We start from the raw sequence: 25,218 nt of genomic DNA, 5'->3' as shown, positions 1-25,218 counted from the left end.
TCTAACAACTTAATTTTACCTAAATAAACCAAATAACGCCATATCTTTCTAGTTACATTTATGTAAAAAATAAAGCTATGTTCAAAAGTAAGTTTAATAGACTTTGGGAAACAGCTCAGTCGTTCGAATATTCCAGCAGCCACAGTTTATTTCCATTATCTAGTTGGCGGCCATGTCCTGCACATTAAGAAGAGCGTATCCCCCGTTTGCACGCGACAAGCATTGTCGGTATTAGCACGTCCTTGTGCGTCGAGAGTCCGAAGCGAAAGTAAACGATCCAATCCAACACTTTCACCTGAAGGAAGTACGCGACCTCGAGCGTACGGCGCCAATGCCTAGAAATTACATAATAGTACTACTTTCTTATCCACAAAAAAGACCAAAATCCATTAAGGATTTTGGTCTTTTTTAAATAGATATTATTCAGCAGCTTTCGCGCGTAATACCATTTGTAGGATACCACCGTGACGGTAGTAGTCTACTTCTACTTCTGAGTCAAAACGAGCTAAAGCATCGAAAGTAATAACTGTGCCGTCTTCCGATTTAGCAGTTACTGTTAAGATGTCGCGTGGTTTCACGTCATCAGTAATGTTTACAGAGATTTCTTCTTTACCAGTTAAGCCTAAAGATTCAGCAGAATCACCAGCTAAGTATTGTAATGGAAGAACACCCATCATTACTAAGTTAGAACGGTGGATACGTTCGTAGCTTTGCGCAATTACAGTTTTCACTCCAAGTAGGAATGTACCTTTTGCAGCCCAGTCACGAGAAGATCCCATACCGTAGTCGTTACCAGCTAATACTACTAAGCCAGTACCGTTTTCTTGGTATTTCATACATGCGTCATAGATGTACTCTACGTCGCCTGTTGGCCAATAAGTAGTGAATCCACCTTCTGTACCTGGAGCAACTTGGTTACGGATACGGATGTTTGCAAAAGTACCACGCATCATTACTTCATGGTTACCACGACGAGAACCATAAGAGTTGAAGTCACGAATTGCAACGCCATTTTCTTGTAAATATTTCCCTGCAGGTGTATCTTTACCGATTGCACCAGCTGGAGAAATGTGGTCAGTTGTGATTGAATCACCGAACTTCGCGATTACGCGTAAGCCATTTAAGCCTTGAATTGCTTCTGGCTCTTTCGCTAAACCTTGGAAGAATGGTGGGTTTTGGATGTAAGTTGATTTATCATCAAATGTGTATAGAGACTCAGTTGATGTTTCAATTGCATTCCAAGCTTCGTTTGCAGTAAATACTGTTTCATACTCTTTTTGGAATAATTCACGAGTAACTACTTTGTTTAATACTTCGTTCACTTCTTCAGTTGAAGGCCAGATATCAGCGAAGAATACATCGTTGCCATCTTTGTCTTTCCCTAAAGAATCATTTTGTAGATCGATATCAACCGTACCAGCTAATGCATAAGCAACAACAAGTGGTGGTGATGCTAAGAAGTTAGCTTTTACTAATGGGTGAACACGGCCTTCGAAGTTACGGTTACCAGAAAGTACAGAAGTTACAAATAAATCATTTGATTTGATTGCGTCTTCGATTTCTGGAAGTAATGGACCTGAGTTACCGATACATGTTGTACAACCGTAACCAACTGTGTTGAAGCCGATTGCATCAAAGTATTGTTGTAAGCCAGAATCTTCTAAGTAACCAGTTACTACTTTAGAACCTGGTGCTAAAGAAGTTTTAACCCATTTCGCAGGTTTGATTCCTTTTTCTACTGCTTTTTTCGCTACTAAACCAGCAGCTAAAAGAACGTATGGGTTAGATGTATTTGTACATGAAGTGATAGCAGCGATTGCTACTGCACCTGCAGGAATTTCTACATCGCCCTCTGCAAATTTAGCAGTTGAAGTTTTAGTAAATTCATCTTCATTTAAACCGAAACCTTGAGTTCCTTGAGGAGCTACTACAGATTCGCGGTATACTTTTTTCATTTCAGTAAGAGGAATTAAATCTTGTGGACGCTTAGGACCAGAAAGGTTTGCTTCGATGTCTGCAAGGTTAATTTCTAATACATCAGTGTATACAGGCTCTAAAGCTGCATCAAAGAACATGTCGTTGGCTTTTAAGTAAGCTTCTACAACAGCGATGTGCTCTTCGTCACGGCCAGTTAAGCGCATGTAGTTAAGTGATTCTTCATCAACTGCGAAGAAACCACAAGTAGCACCGTATTCAGGCGCCATGTTAGAGATTGTTGCACGGTCAGCAAGTGGTAAATTAGGTACGCCAGGTCCGAAGAACTCAACGAATTTACCAACTACACCTTTAGCACGTAGTACTTGAGTAACTTTTAATGCTAAGTCAGTAGCAGTTGTTCCGTTTGGAAGTTCGCCTACTAATTTAACACCGATTACTTCAGGAATTGGGAAGTATGAAGGCTGTCCAAGCATTCCAGCTTCAGCTTCGATACCACCTACGCCCCATCCAAGTACGCCGATACCGTTAATCATTGTTGTATGTGAGTCAGTACCTACTACTGAGTCTGGGAATGTTTCAAATGTACCGTCAGCATTTTCTTTAACGTGTACGATTGGTGCTAAGTATTCTAAGTTAACTTGGTGTACGATACCAGTTGCTGGTGGTACAGCGCGGAAGTTATCATAAGAAGTTTGAGCCCATTTTAAGAAGTTATAACGCTCAGCGTTACGTTCGAATTCAAGGTCCATATTAGCTTGTAATGCAGCTGCATTACCGTATTTGTCAACTTGTACTGAGTGGTCAATTACAAGGTCAACTGGGATTGCTGGGTTGATTTTATCAGGATCTCCACCCATTTCTTTCATTGCTGAACGTAGAGAAGCTAAGTCAACTACTACTGGTACACCAGTGAAATCTTGTAAAACTACGCGAGATGGTTTGAATGGTACTTCTGCTTCAGTGTTAGCATCTTTACCCCATTTTGCTAATTCATTTACGTGCTCTTCTTTAATAACGTAAGCATCGTATTGACGTAATACAGATTCTAATAATACTTTAATTGAGTAAGGAAGGCGTGAAACGTTTGCAATTCCTGCTTCTTCGATTGCAGCTAAACGGTAGTAGTTATAAGACTTTCCGTTTACGTCAAATGAAGCACGGCTGTTGTGTAAATTCTCTTGTGCCATTTTTATGTTCCCCCTATTTTTTCATATAGAAAAGGTTATGTAGAGCTTCTTTTCTCCAAGATTTATCATAGCGCATTATTAAACATAAGTAAATTGCATTATTATTATCTTTTGCGATAAGTTTTATTTATGACCTATCGGAAATACGTAATTATGCTCGAATAGAAACAAACATCTACAAAATAAATAATACCGTGTTCACGTATTATTTTGTGTGATATAAAAATAATGTTTTTTATCACAGCATTAGTAATACGTTCATGTTTTGACTACTATTTTGTGAGTTTCAAAATTTTTTATCATAAAAACTAAATCATCCTGCCAATTAATACAAATCTAAAATTATAGAAATCTAATATTTCATCCATTTCCCTATAAAGATGGAACAAACACCCCGCAGCTGATTATACTGATTACTAAATTTCAAGGTGAAATATAATGTTTTTATAAAATGTAATGTATTTGTTCGTGCTGCAAAAAATGCGGGTGTATAACCAATTTCATATAAGTGGAGGTCAAGCTTATCAAATATTTGTTCAACCCATTCCACTAGCACCTCTTCTGGGAAATCCATGGCGATCAGCGCTTCAATAACTTTCACAAGGCGTTCATCCTCATCATCTGTATACACGGAGTCCTTCCATAATACCTCCTTCACCCCTTGTAATAACACCGGAGCATCACTTACTTGAAATAGCGGATGATTTACGACAGCAACGGCTAAGTCTGCACCGTGCGCTACCGCATGTGCCCACCCCTGTTCTTCTACAAAACCGCGCACGTCTCGTTCACGCTGCAAATACGGTAATGTCACATTTATCACCTGACGAGCCGTATCGTCAGTTAAAAAATGTAGCTGGCGATCAACTTGTAATAGCCCCGCTAGCCAAAGCGCAGAAAACGAGCGCGTAAACACCGAATCCTTGTCCTGTTCTTCTACCTTATAGTATAGGTAGTTATTCGTAATGAGTACGGTAGCGAGATGTGTCATTTGCTTAGGTGTCCAAAGTTGTGCACTCAGTAGCTCGATAAACACACGGTAATTGAGTTTATCCCGCAGTTCATCGTCAGTAACCCCTATGTTCAGTAGCATTTCCTGTAATAATTCTTCGCCTGATTCATTTATATATTGCTGACGTGCTGCAAAGTCCATTGCAAGCAGTTGCATTAATTTTTCTTTCAAAAAAAAATCCTCCTCCATTGAACAGCCTCTGTTAGTCATTTTACGAGACCAACGCCGTTTAATCTAGAGAAGGATACAAGATTATATAATTTCATTAAATAGAAAACGCGTCATCTGCTTCAAATAAATCATTCACTTCTATGATTTTATCTGAGAACCGTTCAACAATAGTCAAATCTACGGCATTGTATAAATTCGTCAGCAAAATAGCCGTGCATTCAAACTGCTTTGTCTTTTTTATTGTATTAAATTCCTCTATAAACGAAGTCGGTAAAAAGCTGGAACCGTCTGTGACAAATAGTAAATCTGCCTTGCTGAAATTACTTTGCATGAAAATATCAAGTGAGGCACGGAGCGGTTTTTCGTAGTTTGTACCGCCGCCTAAAAAGTTTTCACTAAAATAAATGAGCTCATTAATTGTGGCACGTCCTTTGTGGAAAATTTGCACCTCACCGATATTGCTCGCAAAAGGGATGATGGCAAAATCACGTTTTTGCTTGCGTGCTATCATGAGCAGTGCCATACAAAACGCCTTACTTTGCTCTTTAATGGACGACATCGAGCTGCTTTCATCCATACAAATAATAATAGGCCCTTTGCCGCGGCGATCTTTTCCTTTTATATCAAAAACGAGCGTTTGCTGCTCGCCATAACGTCTTAAAAAATCTAGCTTACGATACGGAGAAATTAAATTAGCAAGCTCTGTTGGCAATAATCGTGAAACTTCCTGACCAAACATGACATTTTTACGCTCCATCGTCATGCGCTGTTTTGTTTTTTGCTTTTTTTGCGCCATTTTCTTAAAGCGCCCTGCCATATCCGCGATTTTTTTTAAAGTTTTTTGCTGACGGATTAGTATTGCCAGCTCAAACTGATCGCTTAGCGGGACCTGCCCCATTTTTCTGCCGTCCATCGTGCCAACCGCAACTATGGCATTCCTCGTATTTTTCACTTTTTTGACACTCAACTGTATCATATCCCCAATATGCTTACCGTCCATTTGTACTACTTGCTGACACAGTGTACGATTCCCCTGTACCATATCCTGTTTTGCTGCTAGTAAGCGCCGCTGAATCATATCTTTCTGCATAGCTACCCGCTCTTTTTCTGCTTGAGTCAAACTGGCGTCTAACATTTTCTTGCGGAGCTCCTGCAATTGCTTACGTGCGTGCTCCATACTTCGCTCCGCAAGCTTTATTTGTGCAGACGCTTGCCGAGCTACCTTATTATCCTGCAATGTTTTTTTCAGTTGTTCTGTAATGGCAATCGCAGTTAAAGCTGATAGTAGCTCGTCACCCTCTGTTAATGTATGCCAGCGAACATAATCATCTGTAGTTATCAAATTCCCAATAAATTTATGCTGCATTTCATCAATTTGCTCTGCATTCGGTATGAGTTCTGGGTATAATGCATAAAATGCAATCCATACATCCCCAATAATATTCGTAAATCCCGGTAATACTTGTTCGCCTTCCTGACAGCTGTCATGTAGCATTTTTGCCATTTTTGCAAGCTCATTAAAGCGCGTTCGTTGCTGGGAAGAAATTTGAAAAATAGACCGACTATACAATACAGCTATATCATTCATCTCCATTTCCCCACTTACTCACAACTTTTCATAGTTAAAATCCAATGACATCTGTTGTCATTTTGAGCAGACGCTTATGAATATCGTTTTTTAATGCTTGTAATTCCTGACGATTTGGTGCTTCACGATTCATCGCCTGCACTTCTAAAAACAGTGTTTTACCTTGCATTAACAGTTCACTTATTCTAGAGCGAGAATTCGGAGCGTTACTTATCATCGCATTTTGCAAGTGAAGTAAAATCAGTTCAAATTCTGGACCAACTCGATTAATAAACGATTCAATCGTATCAAGTGCAATGTCATTAATGATTTCTTCAGTTTTTTCACGTTGTTCAATTGTTTCCCATAGAACGTTCACTAGTAATAATAAATCCGAGCGTGATACTTCCTGCCGATTATCCAAATATGCCTTTGCTTTTAAAATGGATAAAGATTGTTTAAAGCGTCGATCAGATGGGCGAATTCCTTCGTCATGTAGACTTTGACGAATTTTTGCAATAGAGGAGAATACATTATCTGAAATATGCACGTTCTGTACACGCTCCTGATGCTCATACAATTCCTGTAATGTTAGCTTTGGCACAAGTAAGTTTTGATCGTTTTTCAACATCGCAATGAATTCATCCTGCTCACGAATATAATCGACTTCATAACGCAACAGGAAGCGGTCAAATAATGCTTCTAGTCCTTCACCTTCTTCAATATACTCATTCGAAGAACCAACGATCGTCATAAGCGGTGATTGAATTGGTACGCCGTTATTATAAAAAACGCGTTCATTAATTAACGTGAGCAATGAATTTAAAATCGCGGAATTGGCCTTAAAAATTTCATCAATAAATGAAAAATGTGCCTCTGGAAGCATCCCTGTCACATTTCGCTTGTAGACACCCTGTTCTAAATCCTTCAGTGATAGCACGCCGAATAATTCTTCTGGCGTACTAAATGGAGTCAGTAAATGTTGGAAATAATGACTTCCTTCAACCATTTCACCTAGCATTGAAGACAACGCACTTTTGCCGGTTCCAGCTGGTCCAATAAATAAGATGTGCTGTCTTGCAAGAAGAGCCGTCATCAGCGCTTCAATTTCCGCCTCGCGATCGTAAAATTTGCTGTTTAAACTTTGTTGAATTTGCTGTAATCGTGTGAATGACATCGCACGCTCTCCTTTCTTTATGCTTACTCTAACGTTACACCTGGAGCAATAATTTTAAACATTGTGACAACGGTACATATAAATCAGTTGTAAGCACTATATATAAAGTGTTAATAAAAAAACAGTTTGCCATCAAAGCGGTTTTTTATGAAATAATCTATTAACTATTAGACCTATTAAATACCAAAATAAGCTAAATTTGAATTTTTTTTGTTTAACGGATTAAGTTCGTGAAAATAATGTGTAATAGCCTGTTAAATTAGGAGGGTCCGTATGGCGATCATTAAAGTTTCAACCTCTGTTTTTTCTACGATTAAGACGGTTGAACGTGCGGTAGATAAAGCAAATCGAGGCGATGAAATCCAGCTCGCATCGGGTAAATATAAAGAATCATTAACAATTAATCAATACGTAACCATTTATGCAAAAGAACAGGATGATGTGTTATTAGAAGGCATAATTATTATTCCAAAAGATGTAACTGTAAGCTTTAATAATTTGACGATACAACCTACTGTTCAAATATACGTTGAAGGCAAGGCTATCTTTAAAAACTGCACGTTGCATGGCCAGCTAACAAGTGTGATTTTATCGTTAAATGGTGGTTTCGCTAAGCTTTCTGGTTGTACAGTTAAACACGCTACTGACGTTGGGCTTGCGTTATTAAATGACAGCTCAGCTACGATTCGCGACTGCGTGTTCGAGCATAACGGAAAAGCGCATATTTTACTGGAGCAATCAGCGATTACTATGACAGATAGTGAATGTCACCATTCGAAGCATGCATTTTGGATAAAAACTAAGTCTCGCGTTCAAACAGAGAATGTAAAACTTCATCGCCAAACCGGCACGCAAGTAATTGTCCAAAATGAATCGCAATTTTCTGATATTGGTAGCACAATTGAACACGGGTCTGGTAATGGTATTTATGCTACTAAAAATAGTGTTATTACACTGCATGGTACTTCTCTTTCACATCACCAGCTGCCACAATTGTGGATACAGCTAAGCAATTTAGAGGCGAACAACTGCGATATTCAACATGGGATGGAATCGGGTATTATGCTACGTGAGCATGCAGAAGCAGAGCTCAATCACTGTATTATTGCCCATCATAAAATCGCCAATGTGCAGGCAACGGTCGAATCTAGGCTTAATATGACCTATAGCCAAGTGCATAGTTGCGAAGGTGTTGGAGTTCAAGTACGTGAAAAATCCATCGTTAATTTTATTGAAACAACGTTCGCCGCGAATGTTCTGTCACAGCTATTCGTTACTGAGAATTCGATTTGTACACTGAAAGATAGTGTCATTAAAGAAGGTAGACAAGTGGGTATTTTTATTGAAAAATCGGCAACATGTGCCGTCGTGGATTGTATTGTGGCTCATAATGCCAATACTGCAATGACAGCTATTGGTGCAGAGCTGACTGTTGTGAATTGTGAAGTAATAAACAATAAAGGCAACGGCATCTTAGCGGTTAACGATGCGAGCGTAACGGTTGATTTATGCAAGTTTTTTGATAACGGCATGCCGCATATCGCAGGTAAAACGAATGCATTCGTATCACTAAATCAATGTGAGTTCATTCGAGGAAAAAGTATTTACATGCTTGATAACTCTTCCTTATATTTGAACGACAGCAAAATTTCTGACGGTGAGGGTGTGCAAATAGAAGTGGCAGATCGTACAAAAGCGCGCATAAAAAATTGTCAAATTTCAAATGGCACAGGCAATGCCATAAAGGCGCTGCGTGACTCCACACTGCATATTCATGATAGTCAAATTTCAAAGCATCGTATGCCTCAAATTGTCGTCAATGATAGCTCACTCATTTTTAAAAATAGCGAGTTGCTGGAAGGTGATAATAACGGCTTTATTATCGAAAATAATTCAGAGGCGCTTATTCAAGATTCCTTTATTACAAAACACCTCTTTCCGCAAGTTTGGATTGATTTGGAGTCAACAGTGGAGTTAAAATCGACGTTGCTTACAGAAGGTGCGGAATCCGATATTTACGTACAAAACAAATCATCCGTCTATACGAATAATTGCATCATCCGTAATGATAAATTTAACTTCAATGTGCAGGCCGTGAATCATTCGAAAATAGACCTTTACAAAACGACAGTGGAAAATACATTCGGTGAGAAGTTTTATAGTGAAAACAATAGCTTCATTACGCAGACGCTGGATGAAGTTAATTAAACTTAGTCCCGATGCCAGCTTACCCGCTAGCATCGGGATTTTACATAAAACAAAATAAATTTATACCTTTTTCATAATAATAGTAATTAAATAGGCTCATCACCAAAAGTCGGGGATGAAAATTAGAGTAGAATGATTGTTGATTGGAGTGGCGGCTGGCGACTCCGAGGGGATTAGCGTTCTAGATGAGACCCTGGACTGTGGCCAACACGATGTTGGTCACAAAGGCGTTGCCACAGGACGTGGCGTACTTAGCCTTTGTTCCTTTATTTCCCGAAGCGGCTCATCGAACGCCCCCAGGAAAGCGTCCAGCCAGAACGGAAATCAACCCCAAGTTATGGTGTTGAATCATAAAACAACAATATATCGTGATCTCAATTGATATGCTGGGATAGTACTTCTTGGCATTGCAGATGAACATTAATTTTAGAATACTGTTTTCGCGTTAGCTGTAATAGTTTTTTATGTTGATTTACTATTTGCAAGTTTAATAATTTATGAGAAAATGAAGCGTTAGAAAGGAAGATGTACGAAATTATGACCACATTAACGAAAATTACACCTAGCTTTGATCCATGGGAAGCTTATTTAGATGTAGAACAGCACGGCAAACTTACTCTTTCCAATATTGAATTTACAACGACAACACTTTGTAATATGCGCTGCGCTCACTGTGCAGTTGGTTATACATTGCAAAACAAAGATCCAGAGGCGCTACCAATCGATACAATTCTACGCCGCTTAGACGAGATTTCAGACTTAAAAACATTGTCTATTACTGGTGGAGAACCGATGATGAGTAAGAAATCGGTACAAAATTATGTACTACCGATTTTAAAATATGCACATAGCCGCGGCGTTCGTACACAAATGAACTCGAACTTAACGATCGACGGCGCACGTTATCTTGAAATTGCACCCTATTTGGACGTACTACATATTTCACATAACTGGGGAACAATCGAAGAGTTTGTAGAAACAGGATTTGCGATGATGGACCGTAAGCCTACTTTTGACCAGCGTGCTGCCCTCTTCCAACGCATGATTGATAATTCACGTATGCTGGCAGAAAACGGTGTCATGGTATCCGCAGAAACGATGCTCAACAAAAAAACACTGCCTTACCTTGAACAGATCCATAACCAAATCATTCACGAAATGAAGTGTGCACGGCATGAAATTCACCCAATGTACCCATCCGATTTTGCTAGTGCCCTTACTTCCCTATCGCTTGAAGAAACGCGTGAGGCCATTCATCACCTACTTGATATACGTGATGAGGATACGTGGATGCTTTTTGGGACATTGCCGTTCTACCCTTGCAGCATGAACGATGCGGATCAAATGCTTCTAGCGCGTTTACGTGAGACGAAAAACGTCACACTGCGCAATGATCCCGACGGCCGCTCACGCCTAAACATTAATATTTTCACTGGTGAAGTGATTGTGACAGATTTCGGTGATGCACCGGCGCTTGGCAATATTGAACATGACTCCCTTCCGTCTATTTTTGATAAGTGGTTAGAGAGCGATTTAGCAAAAAGCTTAAACTGCCACTGCCCTGCCGTGAAATGCTTAGGACCAAATGTGCTTGTGAAAAATATGTATTATAACGATGCTGCGTTTGTCAGCGGCTCAGTGAAATAATAAACTCATTTAGTTAATAGAAAAAAGAAGAGCCTTACTACAACATATAACATGTGTAGTAAGGCTCTTTCTAGTTGTTTAATTTGGTTTGAGATTTTTGTGGAAAAGCACCTTTAGTTCAATAAGGATTCAATACATTGCTCTTCAATATTATTTAGATTTTCTTAGTCCCAATGGATTCGGTCAGATAGAGTTGACTTTTTGAAGGGTTAAAGCAGAATATACTTAAAATAATTGAAATCATCATCATAACTAATACACCTATAATGACAACAAACTGAATAGATAAAATCTGCGCCATAACACCCATAGTGCCAGTTGCTATTATTACAAGCAATGCTTGCATAAGATTATAGACACTCCCAATTCTCCCCATTATTTCGACTGGAATATTGTTTTGATAAAAAGTTAGAAAACCAGTATTTGCAAAAGCAATAAAAAAAGCTAGGAATAGGAAACCAATTGCAGCGACAAAAAATGAACTTGAAAAAGCATAAACTAAATAGCCTGTAGATACGAGCACAGTACCAAAACCAATTAACACCGATATTCCTATTTGTTTTACTATAAATGTATTAACTAATGCTCCAAGCAAAATCCCTGCACCTGCAATAGTAACCAAAAGCCCATATTCACTATCTGATAATAAAAGAACCTCTTTTGCAAATGCTGTTTCAAGCGAATCTACGGCACTCGCCATAATCACCATCACAAAACTAAATAAAAAATAAATCATCATTATATAACTATATTGGCGACTATACTCAATAACTACAGACCAATCCCTTTTAATTAGTTTCAAAGTCAATTTGTTATTCTTTGAGAAACTGATTGATTCTTTCTCTATATCAGGCATTACTAATGTAATTATCCCTGAAATAAATAACGCCATGGCATTTATATAAATTGCTAAAATCGGGGTCCCAATTAAAAATAATAACCCTGCAATTGCTGGACCAATAAAAAAAGAACCTGATGTAACTAAACTATAAATAGAATTGAATTGTTTTCTTTGTTCGGGTGGAATTAATTTTGAAATATATGTCATTGATGTTGGTCCAAATATAGAACTTGCCATATTTATTATAAATACAACTATGTAAATCAGGATTACAGAAGAAACGAAAGGTAATAAAGCAATAAGCATAGCTCTGAAAATATCAAGATAAACCATTAATTTTCGTTTATTCAAACGATCAATCATACTTCCTGCCCAAAAATTAGTACATAAAGTAGCAAAGGATTTTATTATATACAAAATAGATACTGCAAGAGGTGAGCCAGTTATATCGTAAACGACTAAATTAAGAGCAAGAAAATAAATCCATTCACCGATATTTGAAAATCCAATACCTACTAATAAAATTGATGGGTATTTCCAAGACACAATCACTTTCTTTAAATTCATCACTTTATCCCCCTTTCAATATTAAAAATAAAACTTTAAATAAGGTTAAATAATGATTGAAATAAATAAAAAAATCCCTTCCCCAAGACTCTACAGAAACTAAAGTCTTGGGGACGAGATTTTTAATCGTGGTGCCACCCCATTTTATTAATATGTTGCCATACTAATCTTATCAGGTACAATGTATTTTTATACCTTAGCTCTATAACGGGAGCTCCCGTCATACCATCCCCCCATACTGGTTCCGATATGCTACTCAGAGGCTTGTTTCAATAAATCTTTCTTACTCCCTTTCACCAAGTGGGAGCTCTCTGGCAAGAAATGATTTTATTTACTCTTCTCTTCATCGCATTTGTGTATTATTTATATAATACAAACATTCGAAATTTTTGTAAAATATTTCGTCAATCACTTCTTTACTAACCTTCCCCCTTAGTAGAAGAAGCGACTGCTCTATTGAACAATCGCAATGAGAAAAAGGGACCAGCCATTAGAAATATGATTAGTTCATTACTTGAATCATCTCGCTTTATATCTTCTATAAATCCTAATAACGCAAATAAACTTCTCACTAGAGTTGAGAAAAAATCTTTAGAAACTAATCCATATATTTAATGACTCTACACCAAAATCTGAATTTGACAGCACATTCCACTCCAGGCGGTCGCTTTCCGTTCCATGTGCCTATAAAGTAGTTCACTTTCTTTTAAAGTAAAGGACATGTTTTGGTAAAGACCCTATTTAATCCCATAATATAATTGCAATTAACCATATATTTTTCACAAAACCCCTCACAGATTACTAACTAAAGTACTTAATATTCGAGATGCGAATCTTCATGTAAAGCACCATACTATCAAAAAATCCGCTATCACATTTACTTATTCAAGTTTTTTTAGTAATCTATTATTGGATTTAGCAATTCCTATTACACCTACCATACATATAGCTAAAAAGAATGGAGACCAATTGATTGTTCCATCTAATAAAAGCGTATAGCTAACAGAAATTACGCAATAGCATAACATAATGCTAGCAATAACTATTCCTTTTTTATTCTCCATCTTCGCTACCTCCTGCCCAAGTGTTAAAAATTTGAAATACGAATATCCCTTAAAAACGCCCGGTAATGTATTAAAAAGACTACCTATTATACTTTAGACAACGATCTAAATTTCAGTATTTTTCATGTCGCATTAATAAAAAATCTCCCTTGTGGCGCTTTTATTTCAATAAAATATTTTTCATTTCTCTTCAAACTGTCCAATTTCACGCTAGTGCCATGTAAAATTTGGAATTCGTCCACTATAATATTGCCATTTTCATCTTTTACCCTTATCATGACATCCTGTTCGTTATTCGCGTGATTAGTTATTTCCTTTTCCCAAAAAATGCTGTCGAATATCAGATGATCTTTTTCCAGAAAATTGTTGTCACTAAAGGTGATTCTTTCCCACTCATCAGCTGAACCTACATCGACAATGCCTCTATCCATTGGGGAAAAGAATTGATTCACAACTCCTACATTTTGATAAACTGAATCAGCTACAACCGTGATAAAAAAGGTCGTTAAAAAGGTGATGACAACGGCCTTAATAACTTGGATGCGGCGCTTTTTATTAATTTTTTTAAACGGTGTAATGGCTTTCGCTACTTCTTCTGGCAACTGCCCTACATAAGCCCCTTCCTGCTGCATGGAATTAAAACACGCCTTACATTTTTCACAATACTGTAAATGCTCTTCAACCATTTTTACAGTATCTTTACTACAAATCTCATCAATATAAGATGGCAATAAATCTTTAATAATATTACAATTCATTCCCATCAATCCTTTCTGCTAGTTTCAATTTGGCACGGTAATAGGATACCCGCGCCCAGTTTTCACTTTTATCAAATACTTCACCAATCTCTTTAAAGCTGAGCTGAATGGACGTTCTTAGTAAAAATATTTCGCGGTAAGGTTCTTTTAACAGATGTATTTCTTTATGTATTGAAATAAGCGTATTGCGTCTAACCATCTCAACGTCAGGCTGCTCCTTAGAAGATGGAATATCCACTCCCTTTTGCATCAGATTTTCTACACTAAGATGGTCAGCATTTTTTACCTTTTTTAAATAGTTATAATATGTATGTTTTGCAATCTGACATAACCAAACAGACATCTTGTATTCACCGTTGTACCTGTGAATAGACTTTACCGCCTGATAAAAAGTCTCTTGGGTCAGTTCTTCAGCTAAATCTACATTTGACGTTAAACAAATAAGGAACCGCTTTACTTCATCTGCATAGGATTTGTAGACTTCACTTAAATCCTCCACCAACCTCCTTCCTTCTCACCAAATTTTCATGTATCACCTATATATAGATTTAAAACGTTATTCGTTACATTTATTTTAAATTTTTTTATTACAGAAGAAACCAAACTCCTTCACAACAACAAAATACACACCATATGCATGGACAATTTTTTAGATTTCAATAGGTTCCCCACCACATACTTGCCAATTCCGCAAACATAGACTTATAGAAATTCTTTTTTCAATGCCAATTTCCACATTTATTATATATCCCAACAGTATATAACATACCAATTTTCATATTTTCAGATAAATATAAAATACCCTACAAAGTAGAAACTTTTTGAAAGTATCTACTTTATAGGGTACTTATTTAATAATTTTATGCTTTTTGAACTATTATTGCGCTGTTAAGCCACCATCGATAATGAATTCAGAACCTGTTGAATAGCTTGATTCATCCGACGCAAGGAATAAAACAAGATTTGAAACTTCCTCAGGTTTTGCGATTCTTCTCATTGGAATATGTTTTGAAAATTCTTTAATAACTTCAACAGCATCTCCTTCTGTAACCATTGGTGTTTCAATAACGCCAGGATGTACAGAGTTTACTCGGATACCTAGTGGACCGAATTGAAGAGCAGCTGCTTTAGACATTCCTCGAACAGCGAATTTCGTATCTGTATAGCCAATCGCACCACCTACGATACCGTTCATAGATGAAATGTTAATGATTGAACCATTTCCTGTTTTTTGCATAGAAGGTAGAACAGCTTTCATTCCTAAAAATACAGAAACTTGGTTGATTTCTAGAATTTTACGATATTCTGCTTCCGTCATTTCTGCAATTGTTTTATTCATGCTGATGCCTGCATTGTTAACTAAAATGTTCACAGGACCAAATGTATTTTCAGTTTCATTGATAACAGTTTCCCAATCAGCTGCGTTAGTTACATCTTGCTTCACGAATTTTACATTTTCACCTAATTCTTGTGCTAATGCTAGTCCGCCTTCTTCATTAAGATCCGTGAAAACTACTTTCGCACCTTCACCTACTAACATACGTACATGGGTAGCTCCCATACCACGTGCTCCACCTGTAATAATTGCTACTTTACCTGATAATCTGTTCATATTCGATATCTCCTTTAAAATGTTGGTATAAAAGCGTTTTTAATACTATCTATATGAAAGAAAAATGTCAAACAATCACGATAATGGGTTATCATGTACACTTTGGGTTTGTATAATAATTAGGCTGATTTAAACGGGAAAATAACGTCGCTTTATATAATGTGAAAAACTAAGCGCCCTAAAACATACGATATTCGAATGGTGGGTCTAAATAGTTTTCTATTTCTACTGGCAAGTAACAATCTCTCCAGTTCAAATTAATAATCAATTGACTCGGCTATGTCTACTAAGACTTCTAGAGGTACTGTTATTGAAACTCGCTCATCAATATTTAGCATATACTGCCAATCACCGCACTCGAAAACAAGTACATTGAAACCTGCGACTTTCATATACGTTGCTGCATTCCCATTCTTTAATTCAAAGGCTTTTATGACGTATTTCTCTGGAATAGAAATTTTATATTTAGTCGGACGAACAGTAATTATATAGTGATTTTCTGATAACTTATCATTAATAAATTTCACTTCAAATGAATCATTCATGTCGCCATCTAAATCATTAAACCTACCAAAATGATGTGTAAAGCTTATCGGTGGAACTCTAAGCGGTAACATAAGATGTTGTTTAAAATGTTGTTCAAAATCATCCGATGCTTCTTCAACGGTTTTGTATCCTATTTCAGGATATATTTCTTCATAGGGACGAGGCTTATCGTTTGCAGTTACATAAATCGTCCAGGAAATCATTAAACAAAACGAAAGCAATAAAAGAGAAATCGTTTTGGTCATTTTCATCACCTCAGTGTATCTTTAGGTGTATTATTCCCAACCCGATTAAAAATATTAAATTGACATTGTATGTAAAAAACATTTTTATATTGAATAATAAATCATCACCATCGACTACGAGCAATACATTTCATGAAATAAACAATAGCCTATCCGATGAATCATACATTTCGGATAGGCTATTTCATTTAAGGTGTTAATTTTTCATATGCTTCTTGAATAAAGCGCGTAGAATGTGTTTGTGGAAAATCCTTTACACCATCAACTGCATATAAAATGTCCTGTTTCGCCAACTCTATTTCCCCTTTTTCTAGGTTACAAAGCCCCCGGACACTATACATCACATACAAAACCGATAAATCAATTGGATGATTCAAGTAGGCAGGAAATTCAATCGTCTGTAGCAACGCAAGCGCCTCGTCAAACTCACTAAGTGCCCAGTGTGCAAAAGCCGCTTCAGATTTTAAAAATTGCGTAACATCATAATTATCTTGCTTTTCCAGTGCCAAATAACGTGCAACTTTTTCTTTTACGGCGGTATAATTTTTTTCTATATGATTTAAATATTCTAGTTCAATCGCTAACGCATTAGCTATTGCTAATTCATCTTCGGTAAACTGTGCATGTAATAGTAATTTATCCAAATATCGTTTTGCCTTTACCTGATTTTGCTCACTTATTGACTGACAGACAATTAGGCGATAAAAATCATCAATCCGATAATAAATTTTCTTTTCTTTCGCAATGGTCAGCGCTTCATTTAAAAAACGTTCGGAGCCTACTATATTGCCGACTGCCGTATAGAGCACAGTTAGATGATAAAATAAATCGAGCTTCGTTAAATTATCAAGTAAAAATAATTTTGGTAATACACGCTCATAAGATTCTTCTAAATACGCCAGTGCCCGTTCATAATCTTGTTCAGCGAAAGCAGTCCAGCATAAATAACTATAGCTACTAACGACACGGCTATATGCATGAATTGCTTCATACTGTTGAATCACCTCATATATTTGGGTTAGTGGAAATGAAGGATCTTCAAGACGCTTTAGCACTAAATAAATGTCGAGTAAGCGGATTTCTTCATAATGTGTTCCCTGTAATTTTTGCACGAGTGGCTCAATTAACTGTAGAATTTCTATCCGGTCCTCATGTGTAGAGAGTTCATACACATTCACTAATTTTTGATAGCGCTCTTCCACTTGTAATAAAATGGCACGCGCTTCTTCTATATGACGATCCTGTAAAAGCTCGGATACATCAACACCTAGTTGCTGGGCTATATAGTGTAGGCTTTCCATAGACGGCTGCGCCTTACCATTTTCAATTAAACTAAGCATGCCTTTTGTAAGCTTTGTACCTGCTAATTGTGCAAGGGTCAATTTTTGTTCCTTGCGTAGCTTTTTAATGCGCTCACCTAATTCGTTCATACAAAGCCTCCCTTACTAATTTAATCTAATTAAACTATTAAAACCGAAACAATTCAACAACCCCAGAAAAAGTTTAATAAAATTAAACAAATTAGTTGCTAATATGTAGAATTCTGAATATAATAAGTTTAATAAAATTAAACATTTAGGGGTGGACAATTTGACAGATGCCATGCAACTCAAAAAAGCTACGTATCATTTGTATACATTTTTAATTAGTAAAATGGTCGGCACGCTTGGTTCCAATGTGTATGCGTTCGGGATGAGTATGTACATTTTATCGATGACTGGATCTGCTTTTAGCTTTGCAGCAAATATGATTTTTAGTATTGTACCACGCACGATTTTATCACCGATTGCAGGCGTAATTGGTGATCGTATTCCAAGAAAAGTGCTTGTCATCGCTGGACAGCTTGGTGAAGCGCTTTCGATTAGCGGCCTGCTCGTGTATACCGATCTGTTCGGCTTATCTGTTCCTGCGATTTATTGTACGACGCTCATTTATACAGTGTTTGCAACATTTTCAGGCATTGCCTTCACCGCATCAGTTTCAAATTTAGTAGACACGGAACGAATACAAAAAGCGATGAGCTTTAACCAATTGTCCTATTCTATAGCTGGGATAGGTGGACCTATTGTAGGTGGTATGCTATTTGGCTTTGTTTCAATGTCTATGTTTTTAGTTGTTAATATTATCGCGCTACTTATCACAACAGCACTTGAAGCAACGATGAATTTTAACTTATTCAAAAAAGAAGCTACTGTGCAACAGAAAGAAAGAATGATCGACAGCATGAAGGAAGGCTGGCGCTATGTAAAAACGAAGCCAATTGTAAAAAGTATTTTACTAACGGCACTTTGGGTGAACTTATTCTTTAGTTGTATTAGTGTTGGTGGCAATTTTATATTACTAGAAACATTAAAAATGGCACCGCAACATATTGGGTTTATTGAAGGAGCCGGTGCGGTTGGTATGCTGGTCGCTTCTATCTACTTTGCCACACGTTCAAATGTGAAAAATCCCCTGTTATTTGCGAAGCGCTCTATATTAACGTTGTCTGTACTAATCTCTGTTTTCGCCATACCATTATTTATATCCATGACGTATATGACAAACCTCGTCTATTACACATTAGCGATGACGCTGTTTGGGGCATTTGGCGTCATGACAAACACACCGATTTCCGTACTGTTCCAAACAGCTGTAGACGAAGCGTACCGTGGCCGAGTTATTGGCTTGTTAGAAATGATGGCAATGGGCTTGATGCCGATTGGAATGGTTGTATACGGTTTATTATTTGATTTCGTACCTGCTGAATATTTATTTATTGGCAGCAGTTTACTTCTTATTCCTGTAATAAATATGTGCATAAACCGAAAAGTACTAGATCAAGTAGCAAAGCCAGATTCCCTGCAGCAAGAAGAGCTGAATGAGAAAATGGCATAAAAGACTGTGCTAAAAGTATGATTATCACTTTTTTCACAGCAAATTTTATACTTTTTGCTGGCTAATGCTACTGTTAATTTTTCAACAAGATTCAATCATGCCAATTACCAACATCATGTTATCCTTTCACACAGTTAAATTAGCTAATAAAACAACAGCAGCAACTAAAAACAAATTGTTTTCAGCTACTGCTTTTAGTGTAGTTTTTGGGTAAGATTTTTCATTATGCCTTTTTAATTTTTGCGCACTGTATATCACCTATAATTGTAAAAGCGCATGCACATCTTCAATAAGGTATGTTGGATTTTCGCTTTGAAGATTTTCTTTCGAGTGACTGCCCCAAGTGATCGCACACGTTCTGCAATCCGCTGCTTGTCCCATTTGAATATCGAAAATTGCATCCCCAATCATCACAGCATCCTCGAGCTTGAATTGATGACGTGCGACAAGCTTAAGAATGCCGTCCGGATGGGGTTTGTAATGTTCGACCTGATCCGAGCCGATAAGATCATCGAAAAACTGAGCAATATGTAAGGTTTGTAAGTTGCGGCGTAGCACATCTGATTTTTTGCTCGATACAACATATAGACTTTTATTATGCTCCTTTAATATTCGGAGCACTTTAGGGATATACGGAAATACAGTCAATGTGTCATTTTCCAACTCTTTATACGCTTGTCTAAATGCATTTAATAGCGCTTCAAATGCTACGTCATCCAGTGATGTACTGGCCATTTCTTTAAAAGATTGTTCGATTGGAATACCCATGTAATATTCAATGCATTCTGTAGTCGGTACAGCTAAATCCATCGCTTGAAATGCTTGTTGTGTAGCGAGTACACTGCACTGCTTAGAATCCGCAAGTGTACCGTCAAAATCAAAAATAAATGTTTGCATAAATCAGTTCCTCCTTTACTGCATTTCATAAATATTGCCTTGTGCTTTTTTCATTAACGTTGTCGTATCTTTTATGACAATGCCATTTTTTACTCGTCCGATAATTCCTTTGTCTATAAAATCGTTAATAATGCGATTTTGATGGCGCGTACTTGTCCCAATAAATTCAGCAATTTCTTTTAGCTCACTTTTCGCAATCGTATCTGTCTGCATCCTTCTATACTCATCATGCGTGATAGACAGTAAATAGCTGGCAAAACGCACATCCACTTCATTGAGTAAATGAAAGCTAAGCGTAGTCGATTTTGTACAAAATTTTCTCGTCACGACGTTCAGTAAATATTGCAACAGCCCGATATTTTCTTGCATTCGTTGTCGCAGCAGCGGGATGGAAAGTGCAAATGCATGAACCGTTCCTACTGCTTCTACTGTATTTAACAAATCCATATTTTGTACAAGTTCAATATCTCCAAATAATTCTAATGGAGCATTAAAGGCAACAATAAGCCGTTTCCCCTCCGAAGATGTCGAATAAATCCTCACTTTTCCCTTCACAAGTAAAAACACATAGTGTAACGGCTCCCCTTGCTGGCAAAGGATTTCTTCTTGATTGAACTCATATAACGGCATATTTAATACATCGATCGGCAAAAGTGCAGGTAGATTAAATTGTTTAATATAAGCCGCTCGTAATCCTTCGTCGGAAATCTTCCTCACTTATCCTTACCTCCCACTAAATGGTAGGATCATTGTAGAATAGTAGCTGCACAGCTGTAAAGGACAAATGTCTCATAAGAAAGACAGTGGCTGTCTACTACTGTCTTAATTTAATTTTTGGGGGATTCTCTTTTAAAGAGAATTCACTAAAAAAGTAGCCTATGACAAGCTACTTTTTTATTCGCTATACAATTTTTATCCCTTTTGAAAAAAGCGAATAAGTTTTCCAAGTAACTACTCCATTAAGTCCCTTCTTTATTTTTGCAATATGCTTTTGTAATAGCTAGTATGCCGTTTAGCGATGTCGCATACGTAAATACAGGTATACCCATGACAATCCCGATCAGCACAAACTTTTCCATAACCCTCCTCCTTCTCATTTTCTATACCCGTTAGATTATTCAGCCTGTAAATGTTTCTTTTTGGAGTTATCCATCATTTTTTTGAAAACAATGATGGCAATAAATAGTACGCCAACTGTTGCTGCCATCATCCCAGCAATCGATGTGTTTAAAAATTTTGCTGCATAATACCCAATAACAGCGGATGCGACGCCAAAGCTGACACTCCATATAAACATTTGCTTAATCGTTTGGCTAATTATATAGGCTGTTGCAGCTGGCCCAATCAACATAGCTACAACGAGTATGGCGCCGACGCTATCAAAGGCTGCTACGGTTGTAAAAGAAACTGTCGTCATAAACCCGTAATGCAATAGTACAATCGGCAGGCCAATTGTTGCGGCATACATTGGATCGAACGTGGACAGTTTCATTTCTTTATAAAACAATATGAGAAATGTGACATTTATGAATAACACAATGAGTAGCATCCAAACCGCTTTTGGCATCGTAAGTGATAAAAAAGTCCACCTATCCCAGGGTACAAACGCAATTTCTCCCATTAAAACGTGTTCAACGTCCAGATGTACATCTCCCGCAAATAACGTAATTAATAGTACACCTACTGCAAATAGCGAGGTGAATACGACACCAATTGCTGCATCTTCTTGAATACCTGAGGATTGGAGTAATTGAACTAAATAGGCCGTTAAAATACCGGCACAAGCTGCTCCGATAAGCATCCAAAAACCGTTCAGCGTATGTGTCACAATATACGCCATCACAATACCAAATAAAACGGTATGACTAATGGCATCTGCAATCATTGACATTTTACGTAAAATTAAAAACACACCCGCAATGCCACATGTGATCCCCACTAATATGCCAGTTAAGACAACCCAAAACTCCATCATGGACGATCACCTAACCTTCTAAACTGCACTTTTCTTCGGTACTTGCTAATTTGACCTGCTTGTGGGCTCACTAAATAAGAAATAAAGAACATACCTGCCGCAACAAGCACAATGATTGGTCCCGTCGATAGCCCCGTCCGCAATGAACTTATAAAGGTACCGGCAATTCCAGACAAGCCACCAATCGCACCGCTAACAATAAGCATTGTAGTGAGTTTTTTTGACCATAGTTTTGCACTTGCTGCAGGAATAATCAATAATGCGGACATTAATATGACGCCAACAGCCTGGATGCCGGTCACAATTGTCATGACGATTAGAGCCGTTAAAATCGCTTTTAATGCTTCAATCGGTAGACCAATTCCTTTCGCATAAACAGGGTCAAAAATGAGGAGCTTCCATTCCTTATAACATAAAAGACTGACAGCGATAATAATGGTGGCACTTAAAAAAAGCCACATTAAGTCGTTCTTTGTCATGGTTGCTGCTTTGCCAAAAATGAAATCATTTAAGCCACTTTGATTACCGAGTGGGCTACGATTCACAATCGTTAAAAATACGATTCCTACACCAAAAAAGACGGCTAAGACGATTCCAATGGCTGCGTCTGCTTTTAATTTTGAGTAGCTCGTTATCCACTGAATACAATAAACAGCCAGTGCGGAAGTAATTGCTGCTCCAATCATTAAAATCGGTAATTCCTTTTGTCCTGTGAATAAAAAGGCAAGCGCGATGCCTGGCAATGCAGCATGTGCTGCTGCATCGCCCACTAGGCTTTGTTTCTGCAAAAAGGAAAAAGTGCCCGTAATCCCTGCAGCTACACCAAGTAGCATGGTGCCAATTAGTACCCAAAGCAAGTTCCCACTTATCATGCCTTTTCCCCCTTACAAATCCTTCATCATAAATAATTTCCCGCCGTATGTTTGTTGTAAATAATCAGGAGTAAATACATCCTCAGTCTGACCTGCTGCGATGATTGTTTTATTTAATAATATCGTGTAGTCAAAGTATTCTTTTACCGTTTGTAAATCATGATGAACAACGAAAATACTTTTCCCTTGTGCTTTTAAATTTTTTAGAATATCAATAATCGTTTTTTCGGTTGCTGCATCTACCCCTGCAAACGGTTCATCTAGGAAATATACATCTGCATTTTGAGCAAGTGCACGGGCTAAAAATACACGTTGCTGTTGGCCTCCAGAAAGTTGACCGATAGAGCGATTGGCATAATCTTGCATCCCTACACTTGCGAGCGCTTGTTGTGCAATGACCTTATCTTGTTTTGAAGGTCGTTTAAATAATCCACTATGCCCGTAACGTCCCATTAAAACAATATCTAATGCATTTGTTGGAAAATCCCAATCGACGGCATTTCGTTGAGGCACATACCCGACAACTAGGCTTTTTGGTTGAAAAGAGTGTCCTAAAATTTCGACAGATCCTACCTTATTGTGTAGCTGATTGAGGACGGCCTTTAAAAAGGTAGATTTCCCAGCTCCATTAGGCCCGATAATCGCTGTTAAATGCTTGATCGGGACCGCCACATTGACATTTTCCAACACCGTCTTCTTGTCATACGCGACTGATAAACTATTCACTGTTAATGCGTTCATCTGCTCCACCTACTTTAACGCATCCACAATCGTGTCTACGTTATATTTATACATCCCTATATAAGTTCCTTCATCTGTTCCATCCGCGCCCATCGCATCGGAGAACAACTTACCGCCAATACGTATTTCATGCCCTTTTTGTTTTGCCCCTTCAATAACGGCATTCATCGCTTTGTCAGAAACACTTGACTCTACGAAAATGGCTTTAATCTGATTTGTGACTAAATAATCCACCATATTTTGAACATCTTTAACCCCGTATTCAGTATCTGTACTTAACCCTTGTAAACCACGGACATCAAATCCTTGACTCTTTCCAAAATAATTAAATGCGTCATGCGCAGTTACTAAAATTCGTTGTTTTTCAGGGATTTCTAGCACACGTCCTTTGACATATACTTGCAATTCCTCTAATTCTGTTAAATAAGCAGCTTCATTCGTTTCAAAATCCTCTTTGTATTCCGGATATTCTTTCACCAACGTATCGCCAATACTTTCCACAACGGTTTTCCATATTTCAATATCGAACCAAATATGGGGATCATGTAACGTCACATCTTGTTGATTACCTAATAATTCACCTTGATCTAAAGTCTCACCCACTGCTAATACCGTTTTTTCTTCTGCCATTTGTTCAAAAATATCGAGCATCTTCCCTTCTAAATGCAACCCATTGTAAATAATAAGCTCTGCGTTATCTAGTTTTGATAAATCACTTTGCGTCGCTTTATACAAGTGTGGGTCTACCCCTGGCCCCATTAAATTCATCACCGTTAAATGGTCACCACCAATCACTTTCACCGCATCTGCAAGTTGACCTGTTGTTGCAACAATGATGCCCTCTTTATTTTTTTTACTTGCTTCGTTGTCATCTCCACATGCAGCTAATAAAAACGACAATCCAATAATAGCTAAAAAACGTTTCACTACTTTCCCTCTTTCTCACTGTTTTATCTTCAAATTAATAATTATAGAAGTTGAAACGTGCACAATCTCTACTAATTTTCATTCACTCCGATTTGTTGCCCTTAGGAAAAATATATGCGTGAAAGAAATAATTAGGAACGGTTTTTGAAATAAGTTTTGTAATTTTTTTAATCCAAAAAAAAAATTTCTATTTTAACAAAAAGAAAAAAACCCGAATAGCTCCACTTTATTTAAAGTGTCCGCTATTCGGGGCTTGGTTCAGACCGGTATTACGTTTCATATATTAATTTCTAGGAAGCTTAAGTTACAAGAATGGAAAAGATAAATAATAGTAGGTTGTCTAACAATGTCTACCCCCTCTCCCAATAGCAAATGCAAGATGCACATGC

Annotated in this window: 20 protein-coding genes and 1 other annotated feature; of the genes, 3 read left to right on the top strand and 17 right to left on the bottom strand. The window is 37.5% G+C overall.

Translation table 11 applies throughout. The features are described 5' to 3' along the window. Window positions 1-419 precede the first annotated feature (419 nt). From acnA to MHH87_RS08410, 4 genes are all read right to left on the bottom strand, one after another. Window positions 420-3,125, bottom strand: coding sequence for an aconitate hydratase AcnA (gene acnA, locus MHH87_RS08425; protein ID WP_340748869.1), 2,706 nt, complete (start codon window positions 3,123-3,125; stop codon window positions 420-422). A gap of 352 nt (window positions 3,126-3,477) precedes the next feature. Continuing rightward, window positions 3,478-4,308, bottom strand: coding sequence for a DUF2785 domain-containing protein (locus MHH87_RS08420; protein ID WP_340748868.1), 831 nt, complete (start codon window positions 4,306-4,308; stop codon window positions 3,478-3,480). A gap of 94 nt (window positions 4,309-4,402) precedes the next feature. Beyond that, the gene (locus MHH87_RS08415) at window positions 4,403-5,896 is read right to left on the bottom strand and encodes a vWA domain-containing protein (RefSeq protein ID WP_340748867.1); all 1,494 of its coding nucleotides are present in this window, start codon (window positions 5,894-5,896) and stop codon (window positions 4,403-4,405) included. Window positions 5,897-5,930: 34 nt separating this feature from the next. Next, window positions 5,931-7,052 (bottom strand): AAA family ATPase, encoded by a 1,122-nt coding sequence (locus MHH87_RS08410; RefSeq protein ID WP_340748866.1) that lies wholly within the window; start codon window positions 7,050-7,052, stop codon window positions 5,931-5,933. 273 nt (window positions 7,053-7,325) lie between these two features. Between MHH87_RS08410 and MHH87_RS08405 the strand changes: the two genes are divergently transcribed. Continuing rightward, complete coding sequence (locus tag MHH87_RS08405; protein ID WP_340748865.1) at window positions 7,326-9,260, top strand: right-handed parallel beta-helix repeat-containing protein; 1,935 nt, start codon at window positions 7,326-7,328, stop codon at window positions 9,258-9,260. Between the two features lie 537 nt (window positions 9,261-9,797). Continuing rightward, the gene (gene yfkAB, locus MHH87_RS08400; protein WP_340748864.1) at window positions 9,798-10,907 is read left to right on the top strand and encodes a radical SAM/CxCxxxxC motif protein YfkAB; all 1,110 of its coding nucleotides are present in this window, start codon (window positions 9,798-9,800) and stop codon (window positions 10,905-10,907) included. A gap of 154 nt (window positions 10,908-11,061) precedes the next feature. On the opposite strand, the gene MHH87_RS08395 is transcribed toward yfkAB, so the two are convergent. From MHH87_RS08395 to MHH87_RS08365, 7 genes are all read right to left on the bottom strand, one after another. Continuing rightward, window positions 11,062-12,315: an MFS transporter gene (locus MHH87_RS08395; RefSeq protein WP_340748863.1), complete on the bottom strand. Its 1,254-nt coding sequence runs from the start codon at window positions 12,313-12,315 to the stop codon at window positions 11,062-11,064. Window positions 12,316-12,421: 106 nt separating this feature from the next. Then, window positions 12,422-12,671, bottom strand: a binding site (T-box leader). Window positions 12,672-13,196: 525 nt separating this feature from the next. After that, window positions 13,197-13,379, bottom strand: a complete 183-nt coding sequence (locus MHH87_RS08390; protein ID WP_340748862.1) for a hypothetical protein — start codon at window positions 13,377-13,379, stop codon at window positions 13,197-13,199. Between the two features lie 122 nt (window positions 13,380-13,501). Beyond that, window positions 13,502-14,137: a zf-HC2 domain-containing protein gene (locus tag MHH87_RS08385; RefSeq protein WP_340748861.1), complete on the bottom strand. Its 636-nt coding sequence runs from the start codon at window positions 14,135-14,137 to the stop codon at window positions 13,502-13,504. After that, window positions 14,127-14,636: an RNA polymerase sigma factor gene (locus MHH87_RS08380; RefSeq protein WP_340750938.1), complete on the bottom strand. Its 510-nt coding sequence runs from the start codon at window positions 14,634-14,636 to the stop codon at window positions 14,127-14,129. Before MHH87_RS08380 ends, MHH87_RS08385 begins: the two co-directional genes overlap by 11 nt. Before the next feature lie 378 nt (window positions 14,637-15,014). Then, a complete protein-coding gene (locus MHH87_RS08375) occupies window positions 15,015-15,749 on the bottom strand; it encodes a glucose 1-dehydrogenase (protein ID WP_340748860.1) in 735 nt (244 codons plus the stop codon). 257 nt (window positions 15,750-16,006) lie between these two features. Then, window positions 16,007-16,540 (bottom strand): hypothetical protein, encoded by a 534-nt coding sequence (locus MHH87_RS08370; protein ID WP_340748859.1) that lies wholly within the window; start codon window positions 16,538-16,540, stop codon window positions 16,007-16,009. 188 nt (window positions 16,541-16,728) lie between these two features. Beyond that, window positions 16,729-17,970 (bottom strand): helix-turn-helix domain-containing protein, encoded by a 1,242-nt coding sequence (locus MHH87_RS08365; RefSeq protein WP_340748858.1) that lies wholly within the window; start codon window positions 17,968-17,970, stop codon window positions 16,729-16,731. A gap of 160 nt (window positions 17,971-18,130) precedes the next feature. Here MHH87_RS08365 and MHH87_RS08360 point away from each other — a divergent pair, with 160 nt between their 5' ends. Then, window positions 18,131-19,417, top strand: coding sequence for an MFS transporter (locus tag MHH87_RS08360; RefSeq protein WP_340748857.1), 1,287 nt, complete (start codon window positions 18,131-18,133; stop codon window positions 19,415-19,417). A 258-nt stretch (window positions 19,418-19,675) separates the two neighbouring features. On the opposite strand, the gene MHH87_RS08355 is transcribed toward MHH87_RS08360, so the two are convergent. The 6 genes from MHH87_RS08355 to MHH87_RS08330 all read right to left on the bottom strand — a co-directional run bounded on the left by MHH87_RS08355 (window position 19,676) and on the right by MHH87_RS08330 (window position 24,829). After that, window positions 19,676-20,314, bottom strand: a complete 639-nt coding sequence (locus tag MHH87_RS08355; protein WP_340748856.1) for an HAD family hydrolase — start codon at window positions 20,312-20,314, stop codon at window positions 19,676-19,678. 15 nt (window positions 20,315-20,329) lie between these two features. Next, entirely contained in the window at window positions 20,330-21,031 is a 702-nt protein-coding gene (locus MHH87_RS08350) for a Crp/Fnr family transcriptional regulator (RefSeq protein ID WP_340748855.1), read from the bottom strand. A 397-nt stretch (window positions 21,032-21,428) separates the two neighbouring features. Next, window positions 21,429-22,289, bottom strand: coding sequence for a metal ABC transporter permease (locus tag MHH87_RS08345; RefSeq protein ID WP_340748854.1), 861 nt, complete (start codon window positions 22,287-22,289; stop codon window positions 21,429-21,431). Next, window positions 22,286-23,161 carry a metal ABC transporter permease gene (locus tag MHH87_RS08340; RefSeq protein ID WP_340748853.1) on the bottom strand — a complete coding sequence of 292 codons (876 nt, stop codon included), beginning with the start codon at window positions 23,159-23,161 and terminating at the stop codon, window positions 22,286-22,288. The genes MHH87_RS08345 and MHH87_RS08340 overlap by 4 nt, the downstream gene beginning before the upstream one ends. Window positions 23,162-23,173: 12 nt before the next feature. Beyond that, complete coding sequence (locus MHH87_RS08335) at window positions 23,174-23,902, bottom strand: metal ABC transporter ATP-binding protein (protein WP_340748852.1); 729 nt, start codon at window positions 23,900-23,902, stop codon at window positions 23,174-23,176. A gap of 9 nt (window positions 23,903-23,911) precedes the next feature. Then, window positions 23,912-24,829 (bottom strand): metal ABC transporter solute-binding protein, Zn/Mn family, encoded by a 918-nt coding sequence (locus MHH87_RS08330; RefSeq protein WP_340748851.1) that lies wholly within the window; start codon window positions 24,827-24,829, stop codon window positions 23,912-23,914. Between the last annotated feature and the right edge of the window lie 389 nt (window positions 24,830-25,218).

The sequence above is a fragment of the Solibacillus sp. FSL H8-0538 genome (assembly GCF_038003525.1).
Taxonomy (GTDB): Bacteria; Bacillota; Bacilli; order Bacillales_A; family Planococcaceae; genus JBBOPI01.
The sequence above is the reverse complement of the archived record's forward strand: the minus strand, read 5'-3'. Positions and strand labels throughout refer to the sequence as shown.